Origin of the sequence: Streptomyces sp. Tue6028, from assembly GCF_002300165.1 — a bacterium.
Taxonomy (GTDB): domain Bacteria; phylum Actinomycetota; class Actinomycetes; order Streptomycetales; family Streptomycetaceae; genus Streptomyces; species Streptomyces siamensis.
This window is the reverse complement of sequence record NZ_MLCE01000021.1, coordinates 529,442-555,523: the sequence shown is the minus strand read 5'-3', so window position 1 is coordinate 555,523 and position 26,082 is coordinate 529,442. Positions and strand designations below refer to the sequence as shown.

Below are 26,082 nucleotides of genomic sequence, written 5' to 3'. Positions count from 1 at the left end.
GGACGCTTCCCTTCGGTCTTGCGTTTCCGACTCTATCAGATCTTTCCGATCCGATTTCCTCGGCGCTTTCCAGGTTCTCGCTTTCGCGTTTCCCTTTCCGGCGGTTCCGACTCTATCAGACTCTTTCGTGTCCGATTCCCTGTCGGCGGGGTTTGTCTTCGCGGCTGTTGGGCCGGTCCGACGAGTGAGACTTTAGCGGAATCGCGGCCCCCGAGCTAATCGGGGTCGCGCTCTTTCGAACGCGGATTCCTCATTTCGCAAACATGCATGAAAACGCGTCGACGACGAGGTCGTCGATCGTTGAGTGCTTGGTGCGGAATGGCTGTCCGGGGACCGACCGGAGTCGGCGCTCACGTCGGACAACTCGGAGAACACTACGGACGGGGCCAAGGTGTGTCAACTCGAGCCCGGACGGTGCCCTGGAGGCGTACGCTCGTCTCCATGACAACGCGTACGTGCACCCAGCTGTGGTGGGCCGCCTGACGGCGGCCGTACTCACGTATGTACTCAACGGCCGCCGCCTCGGCGGCCGTTCTTGTATCTCCCTCCTGGAGAGTCGGCCGGCGGGCGCGGCGGCCTCGACCAGGAGGTGGAGAGATGACGCGGATCTTCAGCGGGGTCAAGCCGACCGGGCATCTGACGCTGGGGAACTACCTGGGGGCCGTACGGCGCTGGGCCGACGTCGATCAGCACCGGGCCGACGCCCTGTTCTGCGTAGTCGACCTGCATGCGCTGACCGTGGACCACGATCCGGCGCGGGTGCGCAGGCTCAGTAGGCAGGCGGCGACGCTGTTGCTCGCGTCCGGGCTCGATCCGGACCTGTGCACGGTGTTCGTGCAGAGCCATGTGGACGAGCACGCCCGGCTGTCCTACGTGCTGGAGTGCGTCGCGACCGACGGGGAGATGCGTCGGATGATCCAGTACAAGGAGAAGGCGTCGCGGGAGCGGGAGCGCGGCGGGAGCGTGCGGCTGTCGTTGCTGACGTATCCCGCGCTGATGGCGGCGGACATCCTGGCGTACGGAACCGACGAGGTGCCGGTCGGGGAGGACCAGACCCAGCACGTCGAGCTGACCCGGGATCTGGCGGTCCGCTTCAACCAGCGGTACGGCCACACGTTCGTGGTGCCCCGGGCCACCCGTCCGGAGGTCGCCGCACGGGTGATGAACCTCCAGGAGCCGACGTCGAAGATGGGCAAGAGCGACGACGTGGGACCGGGGGTGGTCTATCTGCTCGACGAGCCGGATGTCGTGCGGAAGAAGATCATGCGTGCCGTGACGGACAGCGGTCAGGACGTCGTGTACGACCGGGAGGAGCGGCCGGGGGTCTCGAATCTGCTGGAGATCCTCGCGGCCTGTGAGGGTGGGAACCCCGAGGCCTTGGCCGGTGTATATGAGTCGTACGGCGCTTTGAAGAAGGACACCGCCGAGGCCGTGGTCGAGCTCCTCAGGCCCGTACAGGAGAGGCACAAGCAGTTGTGCGCGGATCCTGCGTATGTGGAGGGGGTGCTCCGAAATGGGGCGGAGAAGGCCAGGGCCATGGCGAGGCCGAGAGTCGATGCCGCTTATCGGGCGATCGGGCTGCTGCCGGCCGGCTGATGCGGTCCCGTACGCGTCGACAGGGCTCGGCGGGGAGTGGGCGCGAAGACGCGGGGGCCGGGCGGGCGGGGTCGGTGTGAGCTGAGGGACGGCGGGCCGGCGTGGGCCGGCCCACCGTCTCCCGCTGCGGCCCGGAGGCTGCCCGGCGTCCCGGGGCTGTGCCCGGACGCCCGGGCAGTCGGGAGCTGCTCGGCTAGTTGTTGCCGGAGGCCAGCTCGCGGCTGCGGTCGCGGGCCGCTTCCAGGGCGGCGATGAGCGCGGCGCGCACACCGTGGTTCTCCAGTTCGCGGATCGCGTTGATCGTGGTGCCCGCGGGGGACGTGACGTTCTCGCGCAGCTTCACGGGGTGCTCCCCGCTGTCGCGGAGCATCACGGCGGCGCCGATCGCGGACTGGACGATCAGGTCGTGGGCCTTGTCGCGGGGCAGGCCGAGCAGGATGCCCGCGTCGGTCATGGCCTCGACCAGATAGAAGAAGTACGCCGGGCCGGAGCCGGACAGGGCGGTGCAGGCGTCCTGCTGGCTCTCGGGGACGCGGAGCGTCTTGCCGACCGCTCCGAAGATCCCCTCGGCGGTGGCGAGGTGGTCGGCGGTGGCGTGGCTGCCGGCGGAGATGACGGACATGGCCTCGTCGACGAGGGCGGGCGTGTTCGTCATGACGCGGACGACCGGGGTGCCTGTGGCCAGGCGCTCCTCGAAGAAGGAGGTGGGGATGCCGGCCGCGCCGCTGATGACCAGGCGGTCGGCGGGGATGTGCGGGGCGAGTTCGTCGAGGAGGGTGCCCATGTCCTGTGGCTTGACCGTGAGGATCAGGGTGTCGGCGGTCTTCGCCGCTTCCGGGTTGGTGACCGGGGTGACTCCGTGGCGCTCCTGGAGCTCCCTGGCCCGCTCCGGGCGCCGGGCGGTGACCAGCAGGTCGGCGGGAGCCCAGCCTGCTCGGATCATTCCACTGAGCAGGGCTTCGCCGATCTTGCCGGTGCCGAGGACTGCGACTTTCTGCGTCATGTGCGGGTGCCCTCCGGGGTGCGTCGTCCTGGGTTCATCCTCGCACTCAGGGGGGCGGACGGGTCGGTGTGTCCGGTGTGCGGACGGTGCGGGCCGTCAGACGGTGCGGCGCCGGAGCGTTGCGGCTCCGAGGGTGAGGACGAGCAGGGCGCAGCCCGCGACGACCACGGCGTCACGGACGAAGTCGGCCGTCATGTCCGTGTGTTTGAGGACTTCGTTCATGCCGTCGACCGCGTAGGACATGGGCAGCACGTCGGAGATGGCTTCGAGGACGGGGTGCATGTTGGGGCGGGGTGTGAACAGGCCGCAGAGGAGGAGCTGGGGGAAGATCACGGCCGGCATGAACTGGACGGCCTGGAATTCGGAGGAGGCGAAGGCGGAGACGAAGAGACCCAGGGCGGTGCCGAGAAGCGCGTCGAGCAGGGCGACGAGCAGGAGGAGCCAGGGGGAGCCGGTCACGTCGAGGCCGAGGAACCAGACGGCCAGGCCCGTGGCGAGGGCGGACTGGACGATGGCCAGGGCGCCGAAGGCCAGGGCGTAGCCGGCGATCAGGTCACCCTTGCCGAGGGGCATGGCGAGGAGGCGTTCGAGGGTGCCCGAGGTGCGTTCGCGGAGTGTGGCGATCGAGGTCACCAGGAACATCGTGATCAGCGGGAAGATCCCGAGGAGGGAGGCGCCGATGGAGTCGAAGGTGGCGGGGCTCCCGTCGAAGACGTAGCGCAGCAGGAAGAGCATCACGCACGGGATGAGGATCATCAGGGCGATGGTGCGCGGGTCGTGGCGGAGCTGGCGCAGCACGCGGGTCGCCGTCGCGGTGGTGCGCGAGAGGCTGAGTGCGTTCGGGCGTGGTGCGGGGGCCGCCGAAGCGCTGGTGCCGGGGCTCGCGGGTGACGTGCCGCTGGTGGTGCTGGTGGTGCTCATCGGGCGGTCTCCTTTCGGGTGGGGTCGCCGGTGCGGGGGTCGGTTCCCTGTCCGTCGCCCGCCGCGGACGCTCCGCCCGTCGCGGTCTCGTCGTCCGGCGCCGACTTGGCGTCCTTCGCCGGCTTGGTGTCCGGTGCCCGCTCGGCGTCCTTCGCCGGCTGGTTGCCGGCCGCTGTCGCCTCGTCGACCAGGCGGAGGAAGGCGGCTTCGACGGTGTCGGAGTCGAAGCGTGCGCGCAGGGCGTCGGGGGTGTCGTCCGCGAGGATCCGGCCCTCGCGCATGAGCAGGAGGCGGTGGCAGCGCTCGGCTTCGTCCATGACATGGGAGGAGACGAGCAGGGTCGCGTTCCGCTCCGCGGCGATGGTGTGGAAGAGGTTCCACAGGTCGCGGCGCAGGACGGGGTCGAGGCCCACGGTCGGTTCGTCGAGGACGAGGAGTTCCGGGGTGCCGAGGAGGGCGACCGCCAGGGAGACGCGGCTGCGCTGGCCGCCGGAGAGGTTGCCGGCGAGGGCGTCGGCGTGGGAGGTGAGGTCGACGTCGGCGATGGCCTGGGTGACGTCGGCGCGGCGGCGTTCGGCGGCGGCGCGGCCGGGGTCGAGGATCGCGGCGAAGTAGTCGAGGTTCTGGCGGACGGTCAGGTCGTCGTAGACGGAGGGGGCCTGGGTGACGTAGCCGATGCGGGAGCGGAGTGCGGGGTCGCCGGCGGGGCGGCCCAGGACGTCGAGTGTGCCGGTGACCTTCGCCTGGGTGCCGACGATGGAGCGCATGAGTGTCGACTTGCCGCAGCCGGAGGGGCCGAGCAGTCCGGTGATCTGGCCGCGGGGCACGGCGAATTCGAGTCCGCGGAGGACGGTGCGCGTTCCTCGGACGACGGTGAGTTCCTGGGCGCGGACAGCGGGCTGGTCAATGGGAGTGGAGGGGTCCGACGGGTCGGGCGGACGCGACCGGATAATCATCATGCGATGAATATTCCTCCTGCGCGGCGCGCCGGTCAACCCCGGTCGCACGAGGCGGCGCAAGCGCGCGTCGGCGTGATCGGAAGGGAGCGCTCCGGGCGTGCGCGGGACGTTTCGCTTCCGTGTTCACATGGCTGTCGCACGGAAGGGGTGCGCGATCAACGCCCCTTCCTGACAATGGATTTCAGTGCGCGGACATATGCCGCTCGGCGCCCGGACGACGGGTGCCGTGTGACCGTGTGACGCGTCGGCAGGTCCGCCGTGCCCTCCCCCGGCCCGGCACCCACGCATCTCCCGCTCGTCGACCGGAGGTGCCGTTGTCATGCGTAAAGCCGATCTACTCGCGTCCCTCGTCGTGTTCCTCGTCGCGTTGCCCCTCTGTGTGGGGGTCGCCATGGCCTCCGGTGTGCCCGCCGAACTGGGGCTGGTCACCGGGATCGTCGGCGGGCTGGTGGCCGGGGCGTTGCCCGGGAGCAGCCTCCAGGTGAGCGGGCCCGCCGCCGGGTTGACCGTCCTGGTGTACGAGGCGGTGCGTGCGTACGGCGTGGAGGCGCTGGGTGTGCTGGTGCTCGCGGCCGGGCTGGTGCAGCTCGCGCTCGGAGTGCTGCGGCTCGGACGGTGGTTCCGGGCCGTGTCCGTGGCCGTGGTGCACGGCATGCTCGCCGGGATCGGGCTCGTCCTGATCGCCGGCCAGGTGTACGCGATGGGCGACGCGACCGCGCCCGGCAGCGGGCTCGGGAAGATCGCCGGGCTGGTGTCGCTGGCGGGTGACGCGGACCCGGTGGCGCTGGCGGTCGGCGGCGCCACCGTGGCCGTACTCCTGCTGTGGCCGCGGTGGCGGCGAGGGGCGCGCCTGGTGCCGGCGCCGCTCGTGGCGGTGGCGCTCGCCTCACTCGTGACCGGGCTGTTCGACCTGTCGGTGCGCCGCGTCGAGGTGCGCGGCCTGCTCGACGCCGTCCGTCCGCCGTCCGCCGACGATCTGGGGCGGCTCACGGAAGTGGGCGTGATCGGGACGGTGCTGGCGTTCGCGCTGATCGCCTCGGCGGAGTCCCTGTTCAGCGCGGCGGCCGTGGACCGGCTGCACCGGGGTCCGCGCACCGACTACGACCGTGAGTTGATCGCGCAGGGCGCGGGCAACGCCGTGTGCGGCATGCTCGGGGCGCTGCCGATGACCGCGGTGATCGTGCGGAGCGCGGCGAACGTGCAGGCCGGGGCGCGGACCAAGGCCTCGCGGGTGCTGCACGGGGTGTGGCTGCTGCTCTTCACGGCCGTGGTGCCGGGAGTGCTCGGCGTGATCCCGGTGGCCGCGCTGGCCGGGCTGCTGGTGCACGCGGGCTGCAAGCTCGTGCCGGTGCGGGAGCTGCGGCCGCTGTGGCGGGCGCACCGGGGCGAGCTGGTGGTGCTCACGGTGACGGCCGTGGCCATCGTGGTCGGGAACCTGTTCGAGGGCGTGCTGGCCGGGCTGGCGCTCGCGGTGGCGAAGACGGCGTGGGACATCAGCCATGTCCACGTGGAGACGGAGGACCGCGGGACCGCGGGCATCGTCGTACGGGTGGTCGGCAACGCCACCTTCCTGCGGCTGCCGAAGCTGCTGGACGCGTTGGAGGCGCTGCCTCACGACCGTGACGTACGGCTGGAGTTGGGCGGGCTCCGACATCTGGACCACGCGTGTGCGGCGGCCCTGGAGGGCTGGGCCGCCGGGCGGGATCACGAGCGGGTCGCCACCAGCAGGTCCACGACGTAGGTCTCCTCGACGATTCCGTCCGGGAAGAGGGGCAGGAGGTGATGGCGCTCCTCGGCGAGGAACGCCCGGGTGGCCTCCTCGCCGAGGACCAGGAACGCCGAGTGGCTGCCGAGGTTGGCGAGATGCGTGTCGAGGGCGACTCGGCGGCTCCAGCGGACCTGGCGGCGGTCGAAGTCCAGCCGTCGGCTCGGGTCGGCGGCGAGCGCGGCGGCGGCCCGGGCGCCGCTGCCGCTCTTCTCCACGACCGGGTCGATGCCGAAGTGCCGTTGGACGCGTTCGGCCTCCTCGGCGATCCACTGAACGTCCAGGGCGTCGGTGTTCCACCACAGGGCGAGGGCGCCGCCCGGACGCAGGACGCGCAGCGCCTCGGGCACCGAGTGAGCCGGGTCGGTCCAGTGCCAGGCCTGGGCGTAGGTGAGGAAGTCGACGGAGGCGTCGGCCAGCGGAAGGGCATCGCCGGTGCCCCGGACGATCGGGACGCCGGGCAGGGTGCGGCGGAACTGCGCGGTCATGCCCTCGCCGGGCTCCACGGCGAGCACGTCCGCACCCCGCGCGTGCAGGAGCGCCGTCGCGATGCCGGTGCCCGCACCCACGTCGACGACCCTCGCACCCGCGAGCGGGCGGGACGCCAGGTCCTCGATCGCGTCGAAGAGAGCCGGCGGGTAGGAGGGGCGGTTCGCGGCGTACTGGGCCGCGGCGGCGTTGAAGGAGTGGGCTCGGGTGGCGTGCGAGGACGCGGAGGCGGAAGCGGTCATGTGTCCATGGTGGCGGGTGGTACGAGCCGGGGGCAGGGGACCTCGGCGGGTGCCCCTGGCTGAGCGCCGCCGCCTGTCGTCCGGTACCTGCCCCCGGGGACACGTACCGGGTTCCGGCTCGGCCTGCCGCGGCTGCGGACCGCGCCCCGGTGAGCCCGGCATCGCGGCAGCCCGGGATCGCGGCAGCCCGGGCTGCGCGGCATCTCGGCACCTCGGCGGCCCGGCATCTCGGCGGTGACTCGGCCCTGCCCGCAGTCGGTCACCCGATCCCGCGCCCGATCCCGCGCCCGCGCCCACGCCCACGCCCACGAGCCACGCACAGGAACCACGAACGAGCCCCGGCTACCGGGGTCCCGACCCCGATCCGAGGCCAGGAGTCAGGAGCGTCGGCCCCGCTTCTTCGACGGGTTGCCCGTACGGCGCTTGCTGCGCCGCTCGTACTGCTGCCGGGCCTCCTCGTACTCCTCGCGGTGCAGTCGCTCGCCCGGGGCCTCGGTGAGGGAGCGGAAGAAGTAGGCAAAGAGGGAGCCGATGAAGCCGATGGCCAGCAGACCGCGGAGCGACGCCTGACGCTCCGCGTCGGGGCGCTTGGCGAACGAGTCCCAGGTGTGACGGAAGGCGAGGGCGCTGCACACCGCGAACATCACCACGACCAGTACGGTCACCGGCTTGCCGACGTCCGCGATGGCGAGGCCCTGGTAGGCGAAGCGGAGTACGAGGCAGGAGGCCACCGCGGCGGCCAGCGACCCCACGGCGACCCCGATCCGGCGACCCGTGTAGCCGCCCTCGTGCGCCACCCAGGTCGTCCCGAAGAAACGCAGGGGCTCGGGCCGGGGGCCTGCAGGGGTGCCGGTCTCTGTCTCGTCGCTCACCCGACGATTATCGCTCCGGCGCTCCGGCGCTCCGCCGCGGGATTCCCGGCCGTCGTCGGACGACGGCCGGGACCGTCCTCGGTCAGGAGCAGCGCGGGGCGACGTATCCGTCGCTGCCGGTCTTCACGTACGCGTCCGCGACGAACTGCGCGTTGGCGATGTTGTCCCAGATCTTCGACGTCCCGTACGGGCCGGTGACCGTCTCGCCCGGGCACTGGCAGCGGATCGGGATGCTGGAGCCGGCCGGCAGGGTGCGGACGATGCTGTAGTGGGTGCCCGGGCCGCTGCGGACGTTGACGCTGTACCCCGGTGCGAGCGGGTACGTCCGCGCCGCCTCGGCGCTCAGTGTCCCGGCGCTCAGAGCCTCGGCGTCCGCCGTCTCCGCCGCGCCCGTGATCTCGATGTCCTCCGTGGCCATTCTGGCCTCCCCCCGTGAATGGTTCACGCCAAGTTCATGCTGAGCGCCGAGGCTAGCAAGCCGCCGAGGTTTCGCACGAAGCATCGACTAGGCTCTGCGCGTCGCGCGTGCGGACGAACACACGGGGGTGAGTGATGCCGCCACGGCGCAGCACCGGTACGGACCCGGAAGCGGAACATCCGCGGTACGCCGGGCAGTACCTGCTGGAGGCAGAACTCGGATCCGGTGGCATGGGCATCGTGCATCTCGCACGGTCCGCCTCCGGGCTACGGCTCGCGGTCAAGGTCGTCCACGCCGAGTTCGCTCAAGACCCGGAATTCCGGGGGCGGTTCAGGCAGGAGGTCGCGGCGGCCCGACGGGTCAGCGGCGCCTTCACCGCGCCCGTGGTGGACGCCGACCCGGAGGCCGGACACCCGTGGATGGCCACCCTGTTCATCCCCGGGCCGACCCTTGCCGAGCATGTGAAGCGGAACGGCGCGCTGCCGCCCGCCCGGCTGCGCCATCTGATGGCCGGGCTGGCCGAGGCGCTGCGCGACATCCACCGGGCCGGTGTCGTGCACCGCGACCTCAAGCCGAGCAACGTGCTGCTGGCGGGCGACGGTCCCAAGGTCATCGACTTCGGCATCTCCCGGCCCTCGGACAGCGAGTTGCGCACGGAGACCGGCAAGTTGATCGGCACGCCGCCGTTCATGGCTCCCGAGCAGTTCCGCAGGCCACGGCAGGTCGGACCGGCCGCCGACGTGTTCGCGCTGGGCTCGGTGATCGTGCACGCGGCCACCGGGAGCGGGCCCTTCGACTCGGACAGTCCGTATCTCGTCGCGTATCAAGTCGTCCACGACGAGCCGGACTTGACAGGAGTGCCGGAGGACATCGCAGGTCTGGTCTCGCGGTGCCTCGCCAAGGAGCCCGAGGACCGGCCCACACCGGACGAGCTGATGACCGCGCTGCGTTCGGTGTCGGCCTCGTACGACACCCAGGCGTTCATACCCGAACAGCGCACCCGGAACGGGGAGTCGGAGCGGCACGCGCAGGAGGAACGGGCGGACGCACCCTCCCCTTCGGCCGCCTCGCCGTGGACCGACCCGGCGGCCGACGACGCGAGTCCCGCGTCCGGGAGCGGACCTGTGTCCGATGCCTGGAGCGGTCCGGTGTCCGGAGCCGGGAGCGGTCCGGCGGCCGACGACGAGACGCACGCGCGCGGCAGCGGTCCGGCGCGTCCCGGGGCACCCGCGCCCGAGAACAGGCCCGCGCAGCCCGGCACGCCCGGCACGCCCGGGACGCCCGGGACATCAGGGACGGAGACAGACCCGGCCGGGCCGCGGTCGGCCCGGCGGCGTCTGCTCCGCGCCGTGGCGGCGGCCGGGCTCGCGGTCGCGGTGGCCGTCGGAGCCACGGTCCTCCTCGCCGGATCGGACGACCCGGCACCGCAGAAGAAGGACACCCGGCAGCGGTCGGCGAGCGCCTTCCGGCCGTGGGAGGTCGAGCTGACCGCACGGGGCGCCGAGGCCACGGGCCAGCCGCACTGCACGTACACACCGCACACCCTGTACTGCATCAGGCCCGGTGTGCTGGCGGCCGCCGTCGACGCGACGGACGGCCGGGTGCTGTGGTCCCGGGACGACACCGCCCGGCGGGGCACCGACGTGGCCCAGGAACCGGTCCTCTCCGGCGGGCTCCTGCACGTCCTCAGCCGGGGCGGCAAGCAGCTGTCGGCGCTCGACCCGGCCACGGGCAGGACCCGCTGGAGCCGCGACGTCACCCGCTACGAGGGGCGCGTCGCGCACGCCGGTGGCGTCGTCCTGCTCACCGGCCCCGACTCCCGGGTCACCGCACTCGACGCGGCCACCGGCAAGGAGAAGTGGCAGCACACCCTCCCGGGACAGACGATGCCGAGCTTCTCCTCGTACGGGGACGGAGTCGCCTACGCGGTGACGGCGGCCGGGAAGGAGACCCGGGTGGCCGCGGTCGACCCGCAGACCGGTGCCATGAGCTGGCAGCGGCACCTGGCCGGGACGCTGAGCATCGTGGGCGCGCACAGCGGGGCGGTGTGGTTCACCTCGACGGCCACCGACAGCTACACCGACGCCGTCGTCCGCTACGACGTCGCCCACCGCGCGGCCGAGCGGGTCGCGTTGCGCTTCCCGCTGCCCGGCGCGCAGGCCGCCGTGGCGGGCGACACCGTCTATCTGCTGGCCGACGGCGGCGCGCTGGTGGCCGTCGACACCAGGACGTCGAAGCAGCTGTGGCGGGCGGAGACGTCCGTCAGCTGGGCGTCCGCGCCCGTCGTGGCCGGGAACCGGCTGTACCTGAGCGCCGTGGACGGCAGGCTCCTCGCGGTCGACACGGCGCGCGGCACCCTGCTCGGCCAGACGAAGGCACGCCTCGGCGACCGGCGGGGCTCTCTCGTCAATGTGCTTCCCGCTCCGGTCGCCGCCCCGGGCAGGGTCTACGGGACCGCCCCGGACGGCTCGCTGTTCGCGGTCGACGCCCGCGATCCGTCTGCGTGGTGAGGCACGAGCCCCGGGGTTCCGACGCGGCCCCTTCGCTTTCCCCTCACGCCCGGGCGTGAGGGGAAAGCGAAGGGGCCGCTCCTGAAGGAGCGGCCCCTCGCACGGCTGTCGGTCCGGGCGGCCGTCGTGGCCGCCGGCCGGGCTCAGCCCAGCTTCGAGACGTCGCGCACCGCGCCCTTGTCCGCGCTGGTCGCCATCGCGGCGTAGGCGCGCAGGGCGGCGGAGACCTTGCGGTCACGGTTCGCGGGGGCGTACACGCCGTTCAGCGCCTCGCGGCGGGCGTCCAGCTCCTCGTCCGCCACCAGCAGATCGATCGAGCGGTTCGGGATGTCGATGCGGATGCGGTCGCCGTCCCGCACCAGGGCGATGGTGCCGCCCGCGGCCGCCTCCGGGGAGGCGTGGCCGATGGACAGGCCCGAGGTGCCGCCGGAGAAGCGGCCGTCGGTGACCAGGGCGCACGTCTTGCCCAGGCCGCGGCCCTTCAGGTACGAGGTCGGGTACAGCATCTCCTGCATGCCCGGGCCGCCCTTGGGGCCCTCGTAGCGGATGACGACGACGTCGCCCTCCTTGACCTGCTGGGTGAGGATCTTCTGGACGGCCTCCTCCTGCGACTCGCAGACGACCGCCGGGCCCTCGAAGGTCCAGATGGACTCGTCGACGCCGGCCGTCTTCACGACGCAGCCGTCGACGGCGAGGTTGCCCGTGAGGACCGCCAGGCCGCCGTCCTTGGAGTACGCGTGCTCGGCGGAACGGATGCAGCCGCCCTCGGCGTCCTCGTCGAGGGCCTCCCAGCGCTCGGACTGGGAGAACGCCTCGGCGGAGCGGACGCAGCCGGGGGCCGCGTGCCACATTTCGACCGCCTCGGCGGACGGGGAGCCGCCGCGCACGTCCCACGTCTTGAGCCAGTCGGCCAGGGACGGGCTGTGCACGGCGTGCACGTCCTCGTTCAGCAGGCCCGCGCGGTGCAGTTCGCCCAACAGCGCGGGGATGCCGCCGGCGCGGTGCACGTCCTCCATGTAGTACGTGCGGTCCTTCGCCACGTTCGGGGCGACCTTGGCGAGGCAGGGCACACGGCGCGAGACCTCGTTGATCTCCTCCAGGCCGAAGGGGACGCCCGCCTCCTGCGCCGCCGCCAGCAGGTGCAGGATCGTGTTGGTCGAGCCGCCCATGGCGATGTCGAGGGCCATCGCGTTCTGGAAGGCCGCGAAGGTGGCGACGTTGCGGGGCAGGACGGTCTCGTCGTCCTGCTCGTAGTAGCGCCGGGTGATGTCCATGACCGTGCGGGCGGCGTTCTCGTACAGCGCCTTGCGGGCGGTGTGCGTGGCCAGGACCGAGCCGTTGCCCGGGAGGGAGAGGCCGATCGCCTCGGTCAGGCAGTTCATCGAGTTGGCGGTGAACATGCCGGAACACGAGCCGCAGGTCGGGCAGGCGTTCTCCTCGATGCGGAGGATGTCCTCGTCCGAGATCTTGTCGTTCACGGCGTCGGAGATCGCGTCGACCAGGTCGAGCGTGCGGACCGTGCCGTCGACGAGGGTCGCACGGCCGGACTCCATCGGGCCGCCGGAGACGAAGACCGTCGGGATGTTCAGCCGCAGGGCGGCGTTCAGCATGCCCGGGGTGATCTTGTCGCAGTTGGAGATGCAGATCAGCGCGTCGGCGCAGTGGGCCTCGACCATGTACTCGACGCTGTCGGCGATCAGGTCGCGGGAGGGCAGGCTGTAGAGCATGCCGCCGTGGCCCATGGCGATGCCGTCGTCGACGGCGATCGTGTTGAACTCGCGCGGGATGCCGCCCGCCTCCCTGATCGCCTCGCTGACGATCCGGCCGACCGGCTGGAGGTGGGTGTGGCCCGGCACGAACTCCGTGAAGGAGTTGGCGACCGCGATGATCGGCTTCCGCCCGATGTCCGCGCCCGGTACACCGGAGGCGCGCATAAGGGCGCGGGCGCCCGCCATGTTGCGGCCGTGGGTGACTGTGCGGGACCTCAGCTCGGGCATCGTCGCTCGCTCCTTCGGAGAGTTATGACTGGGTCGAGCGTACGCCGGTGCTCCAGGATCCGGACAGGCAGTCCGAAATACGGGACGCACATCTCGGTCGCCGGCCGCACGCCGAACGACGGGTCCGGACATCGGCGTACGGCCAGTGAAACAGCGGTACGCCGCCCGGGGGGCCGATCGCTCAGGGGTTCGTCAAGTGTCCCTGGACCACCGGCGCCACCCGCGCCACGATCCGCTCCAGGTCGGCCGACGCCAGCGGCTCGATCTTGATCACGTAGCGCAGCATCGCGGTGCCGACGAGCTGGGCGGCGGCGAGCTCGGCGCGCAGCTCGGCGTCGGGGAGGTCGAGCTGCTGGACGATGCGGCGCAGCAGCTGGGCGGCCACGAGGCGGCGGAAGACGGCGGCGGCCGCTTCGTTGTTCACGGCGGAGCGCACGATCGCGAGGAGCGGGGTGCGGGTGGCCGGGTTCTCCCAGACACCGAACACGAAGCGGGTGAGTCGTTCGCCGACGCCGTCGAGGGGGCCGTCCTCGATGGCGGCCGGAGCGGCCAGGGCGGGTGCGAAGGCGACCTCGATGGCCGCCTCGAAGACCTGCTCCTTGGTGCCGAAGTAGTGGTGCACGAGCGCGGAGTCCACCCCGGCGGCCTTCGCGATGCCCCGGACCGAGGCCTTCTCGTAGCCGCGCTCGGAGAACTCGGCGCGGGCCGCCTCCAGAATCTGGTCGCGGGTGGCGGGGGCCGCCTCGGTCTGCGTGCGGGAGGGGCGCCCCCGGCCGCGGCGGGACGTGGCGTCCGTCACCGGCGGGGCACCTTCACCGCGGAGGCGAGGTGGAGCCGGGTGAAGGCCAGGGCCTCGGCCAGGTCGGCCTCGCGCTCGGCGCTGGACATCGCGCGGCGGGTGTTGACCTCGATGACCACGTGGCCGTCGAACCCGGACAGCGCGAGGCGTTCGAGCAGCTCCGCGCAGGGCTGGGTGCCGCGGCCCGGGACCAGGTGCTCGTCCTTGTTGGAGCCGTTGCCGTCGGCGAGGTGGACATGGCCGAGGCGGTCGGCCATGCGGTCGATCATCTGCAGGGCGTCGGTGCGGGCCGTCGCGGTGTGGCTGAGGTCGATCGTGAAGTGCCGGTAGTCGTCCTTCGTCACGTCCCACTCGGGGGCGTACGCGAGCATCTCGCGGTCGCGGTAGCGCCAGGGGTACATGTTCTCGACGGCGAACCGTACGTCCGTCTCGTGCGCCATCCGCCAGATCCCGCTGACGAAGTCGCGCGCGTACTGGCGCTGCCAGCGGAACGGGGGGTGCACCACGACGGTCGACGCGCCCAGCTTCTCCGCCGCCGCCCGGGCGCGCTGGAGCTTGACCCACGGGTCGGTGGACCACACCCGCTGGGTGATCAGCAGGCAGGGGGCGTGTACGGCGAGGATCGGGATCTGGTGGTAGTCGCTGAGCCTGCGCAGTGCCTCGATGTCCTGGCTGACCGGGTCGGTCCACACCATGACCTCGACTCCGTCGTAGCCGAGGCGTGCGGCGATCTCGAAGGCCGTCGCCGTCGACTCCGGATACACGGAGGCCGTGGACAACGCGACCTTCGCATCCGCGATGCGCACGACTGGTTCTGCCACGAGGGACAGAGTACGGGTTGGGTTCGGCCGGGAGCCGTGGGTGGTGGGCTTCCGGCCGGGGGCGTCAGGGGCTGTGGCCCGTGGTCTCCCGGCCTTTTCGCGCCGGGGGTGGGCTCCGTCACGTGGTGGGGGTCTCGGCGGTGCGGGGGTGTTTTGTCCTGTTCCTGGGGGTGGGGCTCCGGGGCGGTACGCCCGGTTCCCGGGGTCGAGTGGGGCCGCACGGTCGAGCGCGGGTTGCGGCCACCCGGCCAGGGGCGCGGGGAACTGCGCGCCTGGCCCCCACCGTGCCGCGGTCGCCCCGCGTCGCCAACCGCCACGGGGCAACGCCGCCCCACCGGGCTGCGCCACCCCACCGGGCTGCGCCGCTCCCCCCGTCCGGGGCGGGGCGGTTTCGGTATGCGCCGGTCCGTGCGGGTTGTGTGTGGCTGGGCGCGCCCCTGGGTCCGCCGGACCCCGACCACGCTCACCCGTGCCCGCCGGGTGCCACCAGGTGCGCAGTTCCCCGCGCCCCCAGGCCCGCCGGACCCGGACCACCTTCACCCGTAACCGCCGGGTGTCGCTGGGCGCGCAGTTCCCCGCGCCCCTAGGTCCGCCGGACCTGGACCACGCTCACCCGTGCCCGCCGGGTGCCACCAGGTGCGCAGTTCCCCGCGCCCCCAGGCCCGCCGGACCCGGACCACCTTCACCCGTGCGGGGCGTGTGGGGGCTACTCCGAGGGCATGTGGTCCAGGCGGCGGAGGATGACGCCCTCGCGGAGAGCCCAGGGGCAGACCTCAAGGGTCTCGACGCCGAAGAGATCCATCGCACCCTCGGCGACGAGCGCGCCCGCGAGGAGCTGGCCCGAGCGGCCGGGGGAGACGCCCGGAAGCTCCGCGCGCTCCTCCCCGGTCATCGACGCGAGACGCGGCACCCAGTCCTCCAGGGCCCGCCGCTTCAGCTCGCGCTGGACGTAGAGGCCCTCCGTGGAGCGCGCGGCGCCGGCGATGCGGGCCAGTTGCTTGAACGTCTTGGAGGTGGCGACCACATGGTCGGGGGCGCCGAAGCGGCTGAACTCTCCGACCGTGCGGGCGATCTGCGCCCGCACATGGCGGCGCAGCGCCTTCACGTCGGCCGGATCGGCCGGGTCGGTCGGCAGCCAGCCGGCGGTGAGCCGCCCCGCGCCCAGCGGCAGGGACACCGCCGCGTCCGGCTCCTCGTCCATGCCGTACGCGATCTCCAGGGAGCCGCCGCCGATGTCGAGGACGAGGAGCTTGCCCGCGGACCAGCCGAACCAGCGGCGGGCAGCGAGGAAGGTGAGTCTGGCCTCCTCCTCGCCGGTCAGGACCTGGAGCTCCACGCCGGTCTCGGCCTGCACCCGGGCCAGGACGTCGTCGGCGTTGCGCGCCTCGCGGACCGCGGACGTGGCGAAGGGCAGCAGCGCCTCGACGCCCTTGTCCTCGGCGGCCTCCAGCGCGTCCTGGACCGTTTCGACCAGTTTGTCGACACCCGCGGGGTCGATCGCCCCGCTCCCGTCGAGCAGTTGGGCGAGCCGCAGGTCGGCCTTGTGCGAGTGCGCGGGCAACGGGCGGGCGCCGGGGTGGGCGTCCACCACCAGCAGATGCACCGTGTTCGAACCCACGTCGAGGACACCGAGTCTCATATACGGAACGCTACTGCCCCCACGACCGTCGGCCGTCCCCGGAGCGGGCAGAAGCGACTTACCCTGGACGGGTGCCAAAGACGAAAAAGGCGAAGCCCGACAAATCAGCCAAGGGTTCTTCGCAGACGAAGGCGCCCAAGCCCAAGAAGTCCCCGACGAAGGCCGCCGTGTCCGACGAGAAGGGACTCGACTTCGCTCGCGCATGGGTGGAATTTCCTGATCCGGCCGATGACGAGCAGGTCTTCCGGTGCGATCTGACATGGCTGACCTCTCGCTGGAACTGCATCTTCGGAAGCGGCTGCCAGGGCATCCAGGCGGGCCGCGCCGACGACGGCTGCTGCACGCTGGGGGCCCACTTCTCGGACGAGGACGACGAGAAGCGGGTGGCCGAGCACGTGGCGCGCCTCACGCCGGACATCTGGCAGCACCATGACGTGGGCACGAAGACCGGCTGGGTCTCCGAGGACGAGGACGGCGACCGCCAGACGCGCCCGTACCAGGGCTCGTGCATCTTCCAGAACCGTCCGGGCTTCGCGGGCGGCGCGGGCTGCTCGCTGCACATCCTCGCCCTGAAGGAGGGCCGGGAGCCGCTGGAGACCAAGCCGGACGTCTGCTGGCAGCTGCCGGTCCGACGGACGTACGAGTGGATCGACCGGCCCGACGACACCCGGGTGCTCCAGGTCTCCATCGGCGAGTACGACCGCCGCGGCTGGGGCCCCGGCGGCCACGACCTGCACTGGTGGTGCACCTCGGCGACCTCCGCGCACGGCGCGGGCGACCCGGTGTACGTGTCGTACCGCCCGGAGCTGATCGAGCTCATGGGCAAGGCGGGGTACGACCGCCTCGTCGAGCTCTGCGAGGAGCGGCTGGCGTCGCAGCTGCCGCTGCTGGCACCGCACCCGGCGGACCCGACGGGCTGAGACGGGGCACGGGGGGCGTCCACGCCCGCGGGCACGGCGGGCCGGGACGACGGGGCCGCGGAGCGTCCGCGCCCGGTGCGCCGGGCCCGGACGACGGCCCCGGGGCCGTATGGACACGTCGCCCTACGACGACGGGGTCGGCGCGCCGCTGTCGCTCGGCGGCGGCGTCGAACCGCCCGGGTCCGACGGCGTCGGTTCGGTGGGCGTCGGGGAGGTCGTCGGGTCGGACGGCGTCGGCGACGGGTCGGGGTCGGACGGCGGCGGGGTGGAGCCGGGGTCGGTCGGGACCGGGTCGCTGGGCGTCGGCGCCGGGTCGTGGCCCCCGGGGCCGGAGGGCCCCGCGTTGCCGTAGCCGGCGATCGTGACCACGGCACCCGCGGGGGCGATCGCCACCTGCGCGTTCCAGTGGCCGACCGGCTCCCGGAGATGATCGACGTACACCTTGACCGTCACCGACTCGCCCGGGTCGAGGGTCCCCGCGGACTGGCTCAGGTAGAGCCACGAGGCTCCGGTGCGGGCGGACCAGTGGACCGGCGAACTCCCGGACGCGGTCAGCGTGACGAGGGTGGTGTCCCCAGTGTTGCCCGCCGTCACGGCGAGCTGCCCTGCGCCCTGCCCCGGGGTGCTTCCGGGGGCACTGACGACCTCCACGGAGACGTCCGGCGAGCGACTGCCCTTGGTGAAGCGCGCATCGGGCCGGGCGCTGGCGTTGCCCGCGTTCTCGTAGCCGCCCGACCCGTCGCCTTCCATGCCGTCGGGGCCGTGCGCCTCGCTCGCGGTGACCGGGCGGCCGTCCGTCCCTTCACCAGTGAGGGGCGCGCCCCGGTAGGCCGCCCAGAGGGCGAGCACCGGTGCGGCGACGACGGTGGCGACGACGGTCGTCGTGACGGCACGCGCGCGGAGCCGGTCCCGGCGGGCCGCGTGGTCCTTGGGGTCCATCGGGAAGCCACGCCGGTCGAAGCGCGGAGCACCGCTCCGCGCGCGCGACGCGTGGGCCATCGCGGTGTGCAGCGCCCGGCGGGGCGCCTCCAGGACGGGCAGGGCGGCGGGGGTGACGCTGGTGCCGGGCCAGGCGCCGGGGACCGCGCGCTCGGCGGTGCGGCGGCAGCGGGGGCAGTCGTCGACGTGCCGGACCAGCTCGCAGCGCAGGGCGGCGCTCAGGACGAGCTGGTTGTCGCCGGTGAGGCGGGCGACGCCGGGGCAGGCGCCGGTCTCGACGACGGCGAGCGCGGCACGGGTGCGTTCGACCTCGCAGGCGGCGGAGGCGAGCAGCTCGCGGGCGGCGGCGAGGTCCATGCCGAGGACGGCGGCGACCTCGTGGGCGGCGAGCTGGTGACGCACGGCGAGTTCGAGCGCCTCGCGCTGCTCGGGAGTGGTGCCGGCGGCCTCCGGCCAGGCGAGCAGGGCGAGTTCGCGCTGGCGCCGCGCCCTGACCTCCTCGGACACGGTGCCGCCGAGCGCCTCGGCCGCGCGCCGGTCGGCGGCGTCCTGGTGCGACCGGTGGGCCGCGCGCCGCCCGGAGGCGTGCGCCGCCTGGCGTCTGCGCCGGGCTTCGGTGAGCTTGCGCAGACAGGACCAGCGGGCCAGCGCGTACAGCCAGGCGCGGCGGTCGGCCGCGGACTCGGGGCCGCGCGGGCTCCGGCGCTCGGCCAGCGCGAGGACGTCGCCGAGGGCGGCGGTGGCCGAGTCGTGGTCGCACAGCACGCTCAGGCAGTAGGTGAACAGGCCGTCCAGGTACGGTTCGTAGCGCGCGGGAGGACGCTGGGCCAGGGTGCGGGTGCTCGCGCCACGGGGCGCCGCCACCCGCTTGCGGGCAGGTCCATGCGCCCGGTGTGCGCCGGTGGTGTGCGTGGTGGTCTCCGGACTGCTGCTCATCACCCGTGCGACCGTAGGCGCCCTGAGGTGGCCCCTTCTTCCACCTTGAGCACATTTAATCCGTACGGGTGAAACGATCCCTCAATCGGGTACACGAACCTTCGATCCCGTGGCCCAGGCCGTCACGGGCGGCGATGGCAGGCCATGGCAGATACCCCCGTCGGGTGGGCCGGCGGACCGGGAGGCACCGGCCCGGCGGACGCCCCGGCCGAGCGTCTGCCCACCGCCCCGGCCCCGCCTCCCGGCCTCTCCCACCGGTCGAGGCCGGGGTGTCAGTGGGCTCGGTTACGGTTCCGTCATGGCTGCCCGTACGAAATCCGCGAAGGACCGGCCGTCCTACCGCTGCACCGAGTGCGGCTGGCAGACGGCCAAGTGGCTCGGCCGCTGCCCCGAGTGCCAGGCATGGGGGACGATCGAGGAGTACGGCGCGCCCGCCGTGCGCACCACGGCGCCGGGCCGCGTCACCACCTCCGCGGTACCGATCGGGCAGGTCGACGGCCGTCAGGCCACCGCCCGCTCCACCGGCGTGCCCGAGCTGGACCGGGTCCTCGGCGGCGGCCTGGTGCCCGGCGCGGTCGTCCTGGTCGCGGGCGAGCCCGGCGTCGGCAAGTCCACCCTCCTGCTCGACGTCGCCGCGAAGTCGGCCAGCGACGAACACCGCACGCTGTATGTGACCGGCGAGGAGTCGGCGAGCCAGGTCCGGCTGCGCGCCGACCGCATCAAGGCGATCGACGACCACCTCTATCTCGCCGCGGAGACCGATCTGGCTGCCGTCCTCGGCCACTTGGACGCGGTGAAGCCGTCCCTGCTCATCATGGACTCGGTGCAGACCGTCGCCTCTCCGGAGATCGACGGCGCCCCCGGTGGCATGGCGCAGGTGCGCGAGGTCGCCGGAGCGCTCATCCGCGCCTCCAAGGAGCGGGGCATGTCCACCCTCCTCGTGGGCCATGTCACCAAGGACGGCGCCATCGCGGGCCCCCGCCTGCTCGAACACCTCGTGGACGTCGTGCTGCACTTCGAGGGCGACCGGCACGCCCGCCTCCGGCTCGTCCGAGGAGTGAAGAACCGGTACGGGACGACGGACGAGGTCGGCTGTTTCGAGCTGCACGACGAGGGCATCACGGGCCTCGCGGACCCCTCGGGCCTGTTCCTGACGCGCCGCGACGAGCCGGTGCCCGGGACCTGCCTCACGGTGACGCTCGAAGGCCGCCGCCCCCTGGTCGCCGAAGTGCAGGCACTGACCGTGGACTCGCAGATCCCCTCCCCGCGCCGGACGACGTCCGGCCTGGAGACCTCCCGGGTCTCGATGATGCTCGCCGTCCTGGAGCAGCGCGGACGGATCAGCGCCCTCGGCAAGCGGGACATCTACTCGGCGACGGTCGGCGGCGTGAAGCTCTCCGAGCCCGCCGCGGACCTCGCGATCGCGCTCGCGCTGGCCTCGGCCGCGAGTGACACCCCGCTGCCCAAGAATCTCGTGGCGATCGGCGAGGTGGGGCTCGCGGGCGAGGTCAGACGGGTCACGGGCGTCCAGCGCAGGCTCGCCGAAGCGCACCGCCTGGGCTTCACGCACGCCCTCGTACCGACCGACCCGGGCAAGATCCCTCCCGGTATGAAGGTCCTGGAAGTCGCCGACATGGGCGACGCGCTGCGGGTCCTTCCTCGCTCCCGTCGTCGAGAGGCCCCACGGGAGGAGGAAGAGCGCCGGTAGACTTTGCCCTGGTCTCGCCCGTCCGTACGAACCGAGGGCGACCGGAAACCTGCGACCGGAGGAGTGCAGTGGCAGCCAACGACCGGGCAGCAGCTCCCGGAAAGTCCGGTGGGAGCTCCGGTGCCGATGGCCTGATGCGCGCCTCTCTGAGCGCCGTGGCACCCGGCACGGCCCTGCGCGACGGGCTCGAGCGGATTCTCCGCGGCAACACGGGCGGACTCATCGTGCTGGGCTCCGACAAGACCGTCGAAGCGATGTGTACGGGCGGTTTTGTCCTGGATGTCGAATTCACCGCCACGCGGCTGCGCGAACTGTGCAAGCTCGACGGCGGCATCGTCCTCGACAAGGACATCACCAAGATCCTCCGGGCGGGCGTGCAGCTGGTGCCCGACCCGACGATCCCCACGGAGGAGACGGGCACGCGGCACCGCACCGCGGACCGGGTGAGCAAGCAGGTCGGCTTCCCCGTCGTCTCGGTCTCCCAGTCGATGCGCCTGATCGCGCTGTACGTCGACGGTCAGCGCCGGGTCCTGGAGGACTCCGCCGCGATCCTCTCCCGCGCCAACCAGGCGCTCGCGACCCTGGAGCGCTACAAGCTCCGCCTCGACGAGGTCGCGGGCACGCTCTCCGCGCTGGAGATCGAGGACCTGGTCACCGTCCGGGACGTCTCGGCGGTCGCCCAGCGCCTGGAGATGGTCCGCCGCATCGCCACCGAGATCGCCGAGTACGTGGTCGAACTGGGCACCGACGGGCGTCTTCTCGCGCTCCAGCTGGACGAGTTGATCGCGGGCGTGGAGCCCGAGCGCGAGCTCGTCGTACGGGACTACGTGCCGGAGCCGACCGCCAAGCGCTCCCGCACGGTCGACGAGGCACTGTCCGAGCTGGACGCGCTGACCCACGCGGAGCTCCTCGAACTCTCCACCGTGGCGAGGGCGTTGGGCTACACCGGCTCCCCCGAGGCGCTGGACTCCGCGGTCTCGCCGCGCGGCTTCCGGCTGCTCGCGAAGGTGCCCCGGCTGCCCGGCGCGATCATCGACCGGCTCGTCGAGCACTTCGGCGGGCTGCAGAAGCTGCTCGCGGCCAGCGTGGACGACCTCCAGACGGTCGACGGCGTGGGCGAAGCGCGGGCGCGCAGTGTCCGGGAGGGCCTGTCCCGCCTGGCCGAGTCGTCGATCCTGGAGCGGTACGTCTAGCCGGTACGTCCAGACGTACCGCCGGATCGCCGGGCCCTCGGCCCTCCGGCTCTTCACCGCTCGGGCCGGCCCCTTCTTTTCGGCCCGCGGGCCGAGCCCCGGGTCTGGGCGGCCTGCCCGAGGCCTGAGCGCTCGGGGCCGGCGCGCGAGCCGGGTGCCGCGCCCGGGCTCGACACTCGCGCCGAACTCCCGGGCCCAGTCCTCGCTCAGCCCTCGCTCAGCCCTCGGTCAGTCCTTGGCCAGGACGAACGACGTCTGCGCCTTGACCAGTCCGGGCGCCTTCGCCTCCACCAGGTACGTGCCCGCGGACGCCGAACCCGCCGGAGGCGTGGCGCACTCGGGGGCGCTGGCCTTGCGGTCCCACTTCACCTTGTAGATCACCTGGTCGTCGGCGGGCACGCGGTACAACTGGCTGCCGCCGCCCTTCGGGCAGTCGTCCGAGGACCAGATGTCGTCGTCGCTCCCGGCCTGAGTGATCGTCAGCACGGTGTTCTCGGGGCCGAGATCGAGCTTGCAGGCGCTGCCCGAGGAGTTCTTGGCGATGAGATCGACCGTGGGGGTCTCGTCGGGGGCGTAGCTGTTGTGCTCGCTGTGCAGCGTCAACTTCACGTTGCCGGGTGTGCAGTTGGGGAGCGTGGAGCCGGCCGGGAGCCGGTCCCCCGACCCGCCGCCGTTCTTGGACCCGTCGTCCGAGCCGCCTCCGGTCCCGCCGCCGCTCTCCTCGGAGCCGCCGGAACCGGCACCGCCGGCCGAACCGCCGCCGCTCGCGTCGCCGTCACCGTCGCCGCCCTCGTCGCCGCCGCCGCTACCGCTACCGCTCGACTCGTCGCGCCCGCCCGGGTGTTGGCTGATCGCGGGACCCGAACCGGAGGGGCCGGGAGTGATGGTGGGCGCGGGGTTCTTGCCGTTGGACCCGCCGTTGTCGTGCTTTCCGCCTCCGCCTCCGGAACCGACCACCCACACGATGAGCAACGCCAACAGCGCTACCACAGACAGCAGAACGGCCCTCCGACGCCAGTAGATGGTGGAGGGAAGCGGCCCGACAGGATTGCGCAGAGATCCCACGGCGCAAACTGTACGAGAGATCGGCGCCGCGGCTTGCCGCACCCGCCGCCCTGTCGGCAACTTTTCCGGATCATCATCCCGGGACACGGCGAGTTTTCACCCCCTCCGCCCCCACCCGTCCGGTACCTGCGGACTTCGTGCCCGGACACCGTGACGGCCCGGACGGGCCCGCGCTCAATCGCCGGACGGGCTGCAAAGATCTGGCAGGATCGACAGAGCCATGACTGCACCCACCAAACCCACCCAGAACGCCTCCGGCGAGACGCTCCACGCACCCGTCATCGCCTGGTTCGACGAGCACGCCCGTGACCTCCCGTGGCGGCGCCCCGACGCCGGTCCCTGGGGAGTGATGGTCAGCGAGTTCATGCTCCAGCAGACCCCGGTCAACCGCGTACTCCCCGTGTACGAGCAGTGGCTGGCCCGCTGGCCCCGCCCCGCCGACCTGGCGAAGGAGGCCCCGGGAGAGGCCGTCCGCGCCTGGGGACGGCTCGGCTACCCACGACGCGCGCTGCGCCTGCACGGCGCCGCAGTGGCCATAACGGAGCGGCACGGCGGCGACGTACCGGCGGAGCACGCCCAGCTGCTGGCACTGCCCGGCATCGGGGAGTACACGGCGGCGGCGGTCGCGTCATTCGCCTACGGCCAGCGGCACGCCGTGCTGGACACGAATGTGCGACGGGTGTTCGCGCGGGCCGTCACCGGCGTCCAGTACCCGCCGAACGCCACCACCGCGGCCGAGCGCAAGCTCGCGCGGGCGCTGCTGCCCGAGGACCAGCACACGGCGTCCCGCTGGGCTGCCGCCTCCATGGAACTCGGCGCGCTCGTCTGCACGGCGAAGAACGAGACCTGTCACCGCTGCCCCATCGCCGCGCAGTGCGCGTGGCAGCTGGCGGGCAAGCCGGAGCACCAGGGCCCGCCCCGGCGCGGTCAGACGTACGCCGGAACGGACCGGCAGGTGCGCGGAAAGCTGCTCGCCGTACTGCGGGAAGCGGTCGCGCCCGTGCCGCAGGCGGCACTTGACCGTGTGTGGGGCGAACCGGTGCAGCGGGCGCGCGCGCTCGACGGGCTCGTCGCCGACGGACTGGTGGAGCCGCTCCCCGGCGCTCTGTATCGACTCCCCCTGACCTGACAAAAACACCCACAACGGGACCAGTACGGGCAGAAAGCAGCCTCTCTCTTACCCCGCGCCTACATCCGTTACACAACCGACGGACAGCCGATTGCTTGCCGCAGGCTGTCTCGGACAACCCCGTGACAACGCCTCCGTAGCTTCATTGCCGTACCGCAGGAGCGGCCGCACAGACCGCGGCACGCAGGCGGTGCGACAGCAGACGGACAACCGGCAGCAGGCAGGTCGGAAACGGGGATGGAGGCGGTTGATCATGGCGCAGGGCGAGGTGCTCGAATTCGAGGAGTACGTCCGTACCCGGCAGGACGCGCTGCTGCGCAGTGCCCGCCGCCTGGTCCCCGACCCGGTCGACGCGCAGGATCTGCTGCAGACCGCGCTCGTGCGGACGTACGGCCGCTGGGACGGCATCGCGGACAAGCGGCTGGCCGACGCCTACCTGCGCCGCGTCATGATCAACACCCGGACCGAGTGGTGGCGGGCCCGCAAGCTCGAAGAGGTGCCCACCGAGCAGCTTCCGGACGCCAGCGTCGAGGACTCCACCGAGCAGCACGCGGACCGCGCGCTGCTGATGGACATCATGAAGGTTCTCGCTCCCAAGCAACGCAGTGTCGTGGTGCTGCGACACTGGGAGCAGATGTCCACGGAGGAGACGGCCGCCGCCCTCGGCATGTCGGCCGGAACGGTCAAGAGCACGCTGCACCGGGCGCTGGCCCGGCTCCGCGAGGAGCTGGAGAGCCGCGACCTCGCGGAGCGCGGTGCCCGCGCGCTCGAACCGGGTGAGGAGCGGGAGCGTTGCGCGGCCTAGAAAGTCGGGCCAGTCAGGTCCTGAAGGCGGGGAGTACGGCCACGGCCGTGCTCACCGCCCTCGGCCTTTTCGTGAGCGCCTGCGCCACCGGTGGCACCGGCGCCCGCGACGAGGGCCCGGCGGGCGGCGACGCCGTCGCGAAGGGCGCGGCCACGCCCACGGCCGCCGCCTCGCCGAGCAAGGCGGCACGGCGCGTCGACGCCGTCCGGCTGGTCAAGAACGACCCGGGGGTCAGCGCGGCGGTCAAGCGCGACCTGAAGCCGTGCGTCGGCGACGAGTACCCCGTCGACGTGTCGTACGGCAACCTCACCAAAAGCTCCTCGAACGACGTCGTGGTCAACGTGATGACCTGCGGCGACGCCGTCGGCATCGGCTCGTACGTGTACCGCGAGGCCAACGGCAGGTACCAGAATGTGTTCAAGGCCGAGGAGCCGCCGGTCTACGCGGAGATAGACCGCGGCGATCTGGTGGTCACCCAGCAGCTGTACGAGAAGGGCGACCCGGTGTCGTACCCCTCCAGCGAAGAAGTGATCACCTACGGCTGGTCCGCGACCCGCTTCACCGAGGAGTCCCGGATCCACAACGACTACAGCAACGCGGTGGGCGGCGCCGACTCGCCCTCGCCCGAGGCGAACTGAGAGCAGACGGATGGCAGAGCAGACCCACGTCCTGTTCGTCGAGGACGACGACGTCATCCGGGAGGCCACGCAACTCGCCCTGGAGCGCGACGGCTTCGCGGTGACCGCCATGCCCGACGGGCTGTCGGGCCTGGAGGCTTTCCGTGCCGACCGCCCGGACATCGCCCTGCTGGACGTGATGGTCCCCGGGCTCGACGGCGTCTCGCTGTGCCGCCGCATCCGGGACGAGTCGACCGTCCCCGTGATCATGCTGTCCGCGCGCGCCGACTCGATCGACGTCGTGCTCGGCCTGGAGGCCGGCGCCGACGACTATGTGACCAAGCCCTTCGACGGGGCCGTTCTGGTCGCCCGTATCCGCGCGGTGCTGCGCCGCTTCGGGCACGCCAACGGCGGGCGGGGCGCGGCGGCCGACGAGCCGGCCCCGGTGGACGGCGGGGTCCTCGCCTTCGGTGATCTGGAGATCGACACCGAGGGCATGGAGGTGCGCAGGAGCGGTGCGCACGTGGCGCTGACGCCCACCGAGATGCGGCTGCTGCTGGAGTTCTCCGCCGCGCCGGGTACGGTGCTGAGCCGCGACAAGCTGCTCGAACGCGTGTGGGACTACGGCTGGGGCGGTGACACCCGCGTCGTCGACGTGCACGTGCAGCGGCTGCGTACGAAGATCGGCCAGGACCGGATCGAGACGGTCCGTGGCTTCGGCTACAAGTTGAAGGCCTGA

The 26,082-nt window shown here is 72.4% G+C and carries 22 protein-coding genes; 10 read left to right on the top strand and 12 right to left on the bottom strand.

Annotated elements, in window-relative coordinates; all coding sequences use genetic code 11:
• Window positions 1-597: 597 nt before the first annotated feature.
• Window positions 598-1,596 carry a tryptophan--tRNA ligase gene (gene trpS, locus BKI49_RS20865; protein WP_095935776.1) on the top strand — a complete coding sequence of 333 codons (999 nt, stop codon included), beginning with the start codon at window positions 598-600 and terminating at the stop codon, window positions 1,594-1,596.
• A gap of 193 nt (window positions 1,597-1,789) precedes the next feature.
• On the opposite strand, the gene proC is transcribed toward trpS, so the two are convergent.
• The 3 genes from proC to BKI49_RS20850 form a co-directional block, all read right to left on the bottom strand.
• On the bottom strand, window positions 1,790-2,599 hold the full coding sequence (gene proC, locus BKI49_RS20860; RefSeq protein WP_095935775.1) for a pyrroline-5-carboxylate reductase: 810 nt from the start codon (window positions 2,597-2,599) through the stop codon (window positions 1,790-1,792).
• A 96-nt stretch (window positions 2,600-2,695) separates the two neighbouring features.
• A complete protein-coding gene (locus BKI49_RS20855) occupies window positions 2,696-3,520 on the bottom strand; it encodes an ABC transporter permease (RefSeq protein ID WP_095935774.1) in 825 nt (274 codons plus the stop codon).
• A complete protein-coding gene (locus BKI49_RS20850; protein WP_441350891.1) occupies window positions 3,517-4,476 on the bottom strand; it encodes an ABC transporter ATP-binding protein in 960 nt (319 codons plus the stop codon). The genes BKI49_RS20855 and BKI49_RS20850 overlap by 4 nt, the downstream gene beginning before the upstream one ends.
• Window positions 4,477-4,798: 322 nt before the next feature.
• On the opposite strand from BKI49_RS20850, the gene BKI49_RS20845 reads away from it, so the two are divergent.
• Window positions 4,799-6,220 carry a SulP family inorganic anion transporter gene (locus BKI49_RS20845; protein ID WP_095935772.1) on the top strand — a complete coding sequence of 474 codons (1,422 nt, stop codon included), beginning with the start codon at window positions 4,799-4,801 and terminating at the stop codon, window positions 6,218-6,220.
• Here the strand turns inward: BKI49_RS20845 and BKI49_RS20840 are convergent.
• The 3 genes from BKI49_RS20840 to BKI49_RS20830 all read right to left on the bottom strand — a co-directional run bounded on the left by BKI49_RS20840 (window position 6,184) and on the right by BKI49_RS20830 (window position 8,265).
• The gene (locus tag BKI49_RS20840; RefSeq protein WP_095935771.1) at window positions 6,184-6,975 is read right to left on the bottom strand and encodes a class I SAM-dependent methyltransferase; all 792 of its coding nucleotides are present in this window, start codon (window positions 6,973-6,975) and stop codon (window positions 6,184-6,186) included. The genes BKI49_RS20845 and BKI49_RS20840 overlap by 37 nt on opposite strands.
• 377 nt (window positions 6,976-7,352) lie before the next feature.
• Window positions 7,353-7,847, bottom strand: a complete 495-nt coding sequence (locus BKI49_RS20835; protein WP_095935770.1) for a hypothetical protein — start codon at window positions 7,845-7,847, stop codon at window positions 7,353-7,355.
• Window positions 7,848-7,929: 82 nt separating this feature from the next.
• Window positions 7,930-8,265: a peptidase gene (locus BKI49_RS20830; RefSeq protein ID WP_095935769.1), complete on the bottom strand. Its 336-nt coding sequence runs from the start codon at window positions 8,263-8,265 to the stop codon at window positions 7,930-7,932.
• Between the two features lie 134 nt (window positions 8,266-8,399).
• Between BKI49_RS20830 and BKI49_RS20825 the strand changes: the two genes are divergently transcribed.
• Complete coding sequence (locus BKI49_RS20825) at window positions 8,400-10,775, top strand: serine/threonine-protein kinase (RefSeq protein ID WP_095935768.1); 2,376 nt, start codon at window positions 8,400-8,402, stop codon at window positions 10,773-10,775.
• Window positions 10,776-10,918: 143 nt separating this feature from the next.
• On the opposite strand, the gene ilvD is transcribed toward BKI49_RS20825, so the two are convergent.
• The 4 genes from ilvD to BKI49_RS20805 form a co-directional block, all read right to left on the bottom strand.
• Window positions 10,919-12,772, bottom strand: a complete 1,854-nt coding sequence (gene ilvD, locus BKI49_RS20820) for a dihydroxy-acid dehydratase (RefSeq protein ID WP_095935767.1) — start codon at window positions 12,770-12,772, stop codon at window positions 10,919-10,921.
• A gap of 181 nt (window positions 12,773-12,953) precedes the next feature.
• Window positions 12,954-13,571 (bottom strand): TetR/AcrR family transcriptional regulator, encoded by a 618-nt coding sequence (locus BKI49_RS20815; RefSeq protein WP_095935766.1) that lies wholly within the window; start codon window positions 13,569-13,571, stop codon window positions 12,954-12,956.
• Window positions 13,568-14,392 (bottom strand): sugar phosphate isomerase/epimerase family protein, encoded by an 825-nt coding sequence (locus tag BKI49_RS20810; protein ID WP_095935765.1) that lies wholly within the window; start codon window positions 14,390-14,392, stop codon window positions 13,568-13,570. The genes BKI49_RS20815 and BKI49_RS20810 overlap by 4 nt, the downstream gene beginning before the upstream one ends.
• 706 nt (window positions 14,393-15,098) lie before the next feature.
• Window positions 15,099-16,031 carry a Ppx/GppA family phosphatase gene (locus BKI49_RS20805; RefSeq protein WP_095935764.1) on the bottom strand — a complete coding sequence of 311 codons (933 nt, stop codon included), beginning with the start codon at window positions 16,029-16,031 and terminating at the stop codon, window positions 15,099-15,101.
• A 71-nt stretch (window positions 16,032-16,102) separates the two neighbouring features.
• On the opposite strand from BKI49_RS20805, the gene BKI49_RS20800 reads away from it, so the two are divergent.
• Window positions 16,103-16,951, top strand: a complete 849-nt coding sequence (locus tag BKI49_RS20800) for a DUF3109 family protein (RefSeq protein WP_095935763.1) — start codon at window positions 16,103-16,105, stop codon at window positions 16,949-16,951.
• 123 nt (window positions 16,952-17,074) lie between these two features.
• Here the strand turns inward: BKI49_RS20800 and BKI49_RS20795 are convergent, their stop codons facing one another.
• Window positions 17,075-18,826: a BACON domain-containing protein gene (locus BKI49_RS20795; RefSeq protein ID WP_373557571.1), complete on the bottom strand. Its 1,752-nt coding sequence runs from the start codon at window positions 18,824-18,826 to the stop codon at window positions 17,075-17,077.
• 298 nt (window positions 18,827-19,124) lie between these two features.
• Between BKI49_RS20795 and radA the strand changes: the two genes are divergently transcribed.
• Both radA and disA read left to right on the top strand, forming a co-directional pair.
• Complete coding sequence (radA, locus tag BKI49_RS20790) at window positions 19,125-20,534, top strand: DNA repair protein RadA (protein WP_095935761.1); 1,410 nt, start codon at window positions 19,125-19,127, stop codon at window positions 20,532-20,534.
• Window positions 20,535-20,602: 68 nt separating this feature from the next.
• On the top strand, window positions 20,603-21,727 hold the full coding sequence (disA, locus tag BKI49_RS20785; RefSeq protein WP_095935760.1) for a DNA integrity scanning diadenylate cyclase DisA: 1,125 nt from the start codon (window positions 20,603-20,605) through the stop codon (window positions 21,725-21,727).
• Between the two features lie 228 nt (window positions 21,728-21,955).
• Here disA and BKI49_RS35080 read toward each other — a convergent pair whose 3' ends face one another.
• On the bottom strand, window positions 21,956-22,792 hold the full coding sequence (locus tag BKI49_RS35080; protein ID WP_095935759.1) for a hypothetical protein: 837 nt from the start codon (window positions 22,790-22,792) through the stop codon (window positions 21,956-21,958).
• A gap of 220 nt (window positions 22,793-23,012) precedes the next feature.
• Between BKI49_RS35080 and BKI49_RS20775 the strand changes: the two genes are divergently transcribed.
• From BKI49_RS20775 to cseB, 4 genes are all read left to right on the top strand, one after another.
• Window positions 23,013-23,921: an HhH-GPD family protein gene (locus BKI49_RS20775; protein WP_095935758.1), complete on the top strand. Its 909-nt coding sequence runs from the start codon at window positions 23,013-23,015 to the stop codon at window positions 23,919-23,921.
• A gap of 253 nt (window positions 23,922-24,174) precedes the next feature.
• A complete protein-coding gene (locus tag BKI49_RS20770) occupies window positions 24,175-24,726 on the top strand; it encodes a SigE family RNA polymerase sigma factor (protein WP_095935757.1) in 552 nt (183 codons plus the stop codon).
• Window positions 24,714-25,364, top strand: a complete 651-nt coding sequence (locus BKI49_RS20765; RefSeq protein WP_373557570.1) for a hypothetical protein — start codon at window positions 24,714-24,716, stop codon at window positions 25,362-25,364. Before BKI49_RS20770 ends, BKI49_RS20765 begins: the two co-directional genes overlap by 13 nt.
• A 10-nt stretch (window positions 25,365-25,374) precedes the next feature.
• On the top strand, window positions 25,375-26,082 hold the full coding sequence (gene cseB / locus BKI49_RS20760) for a two-component system response regulator CseB (RefSeq protein ID WP_095935756.1): 708 nt from the start codon (window positions 25,375-25,377) through the stop codon (window positions 26,080-26,082).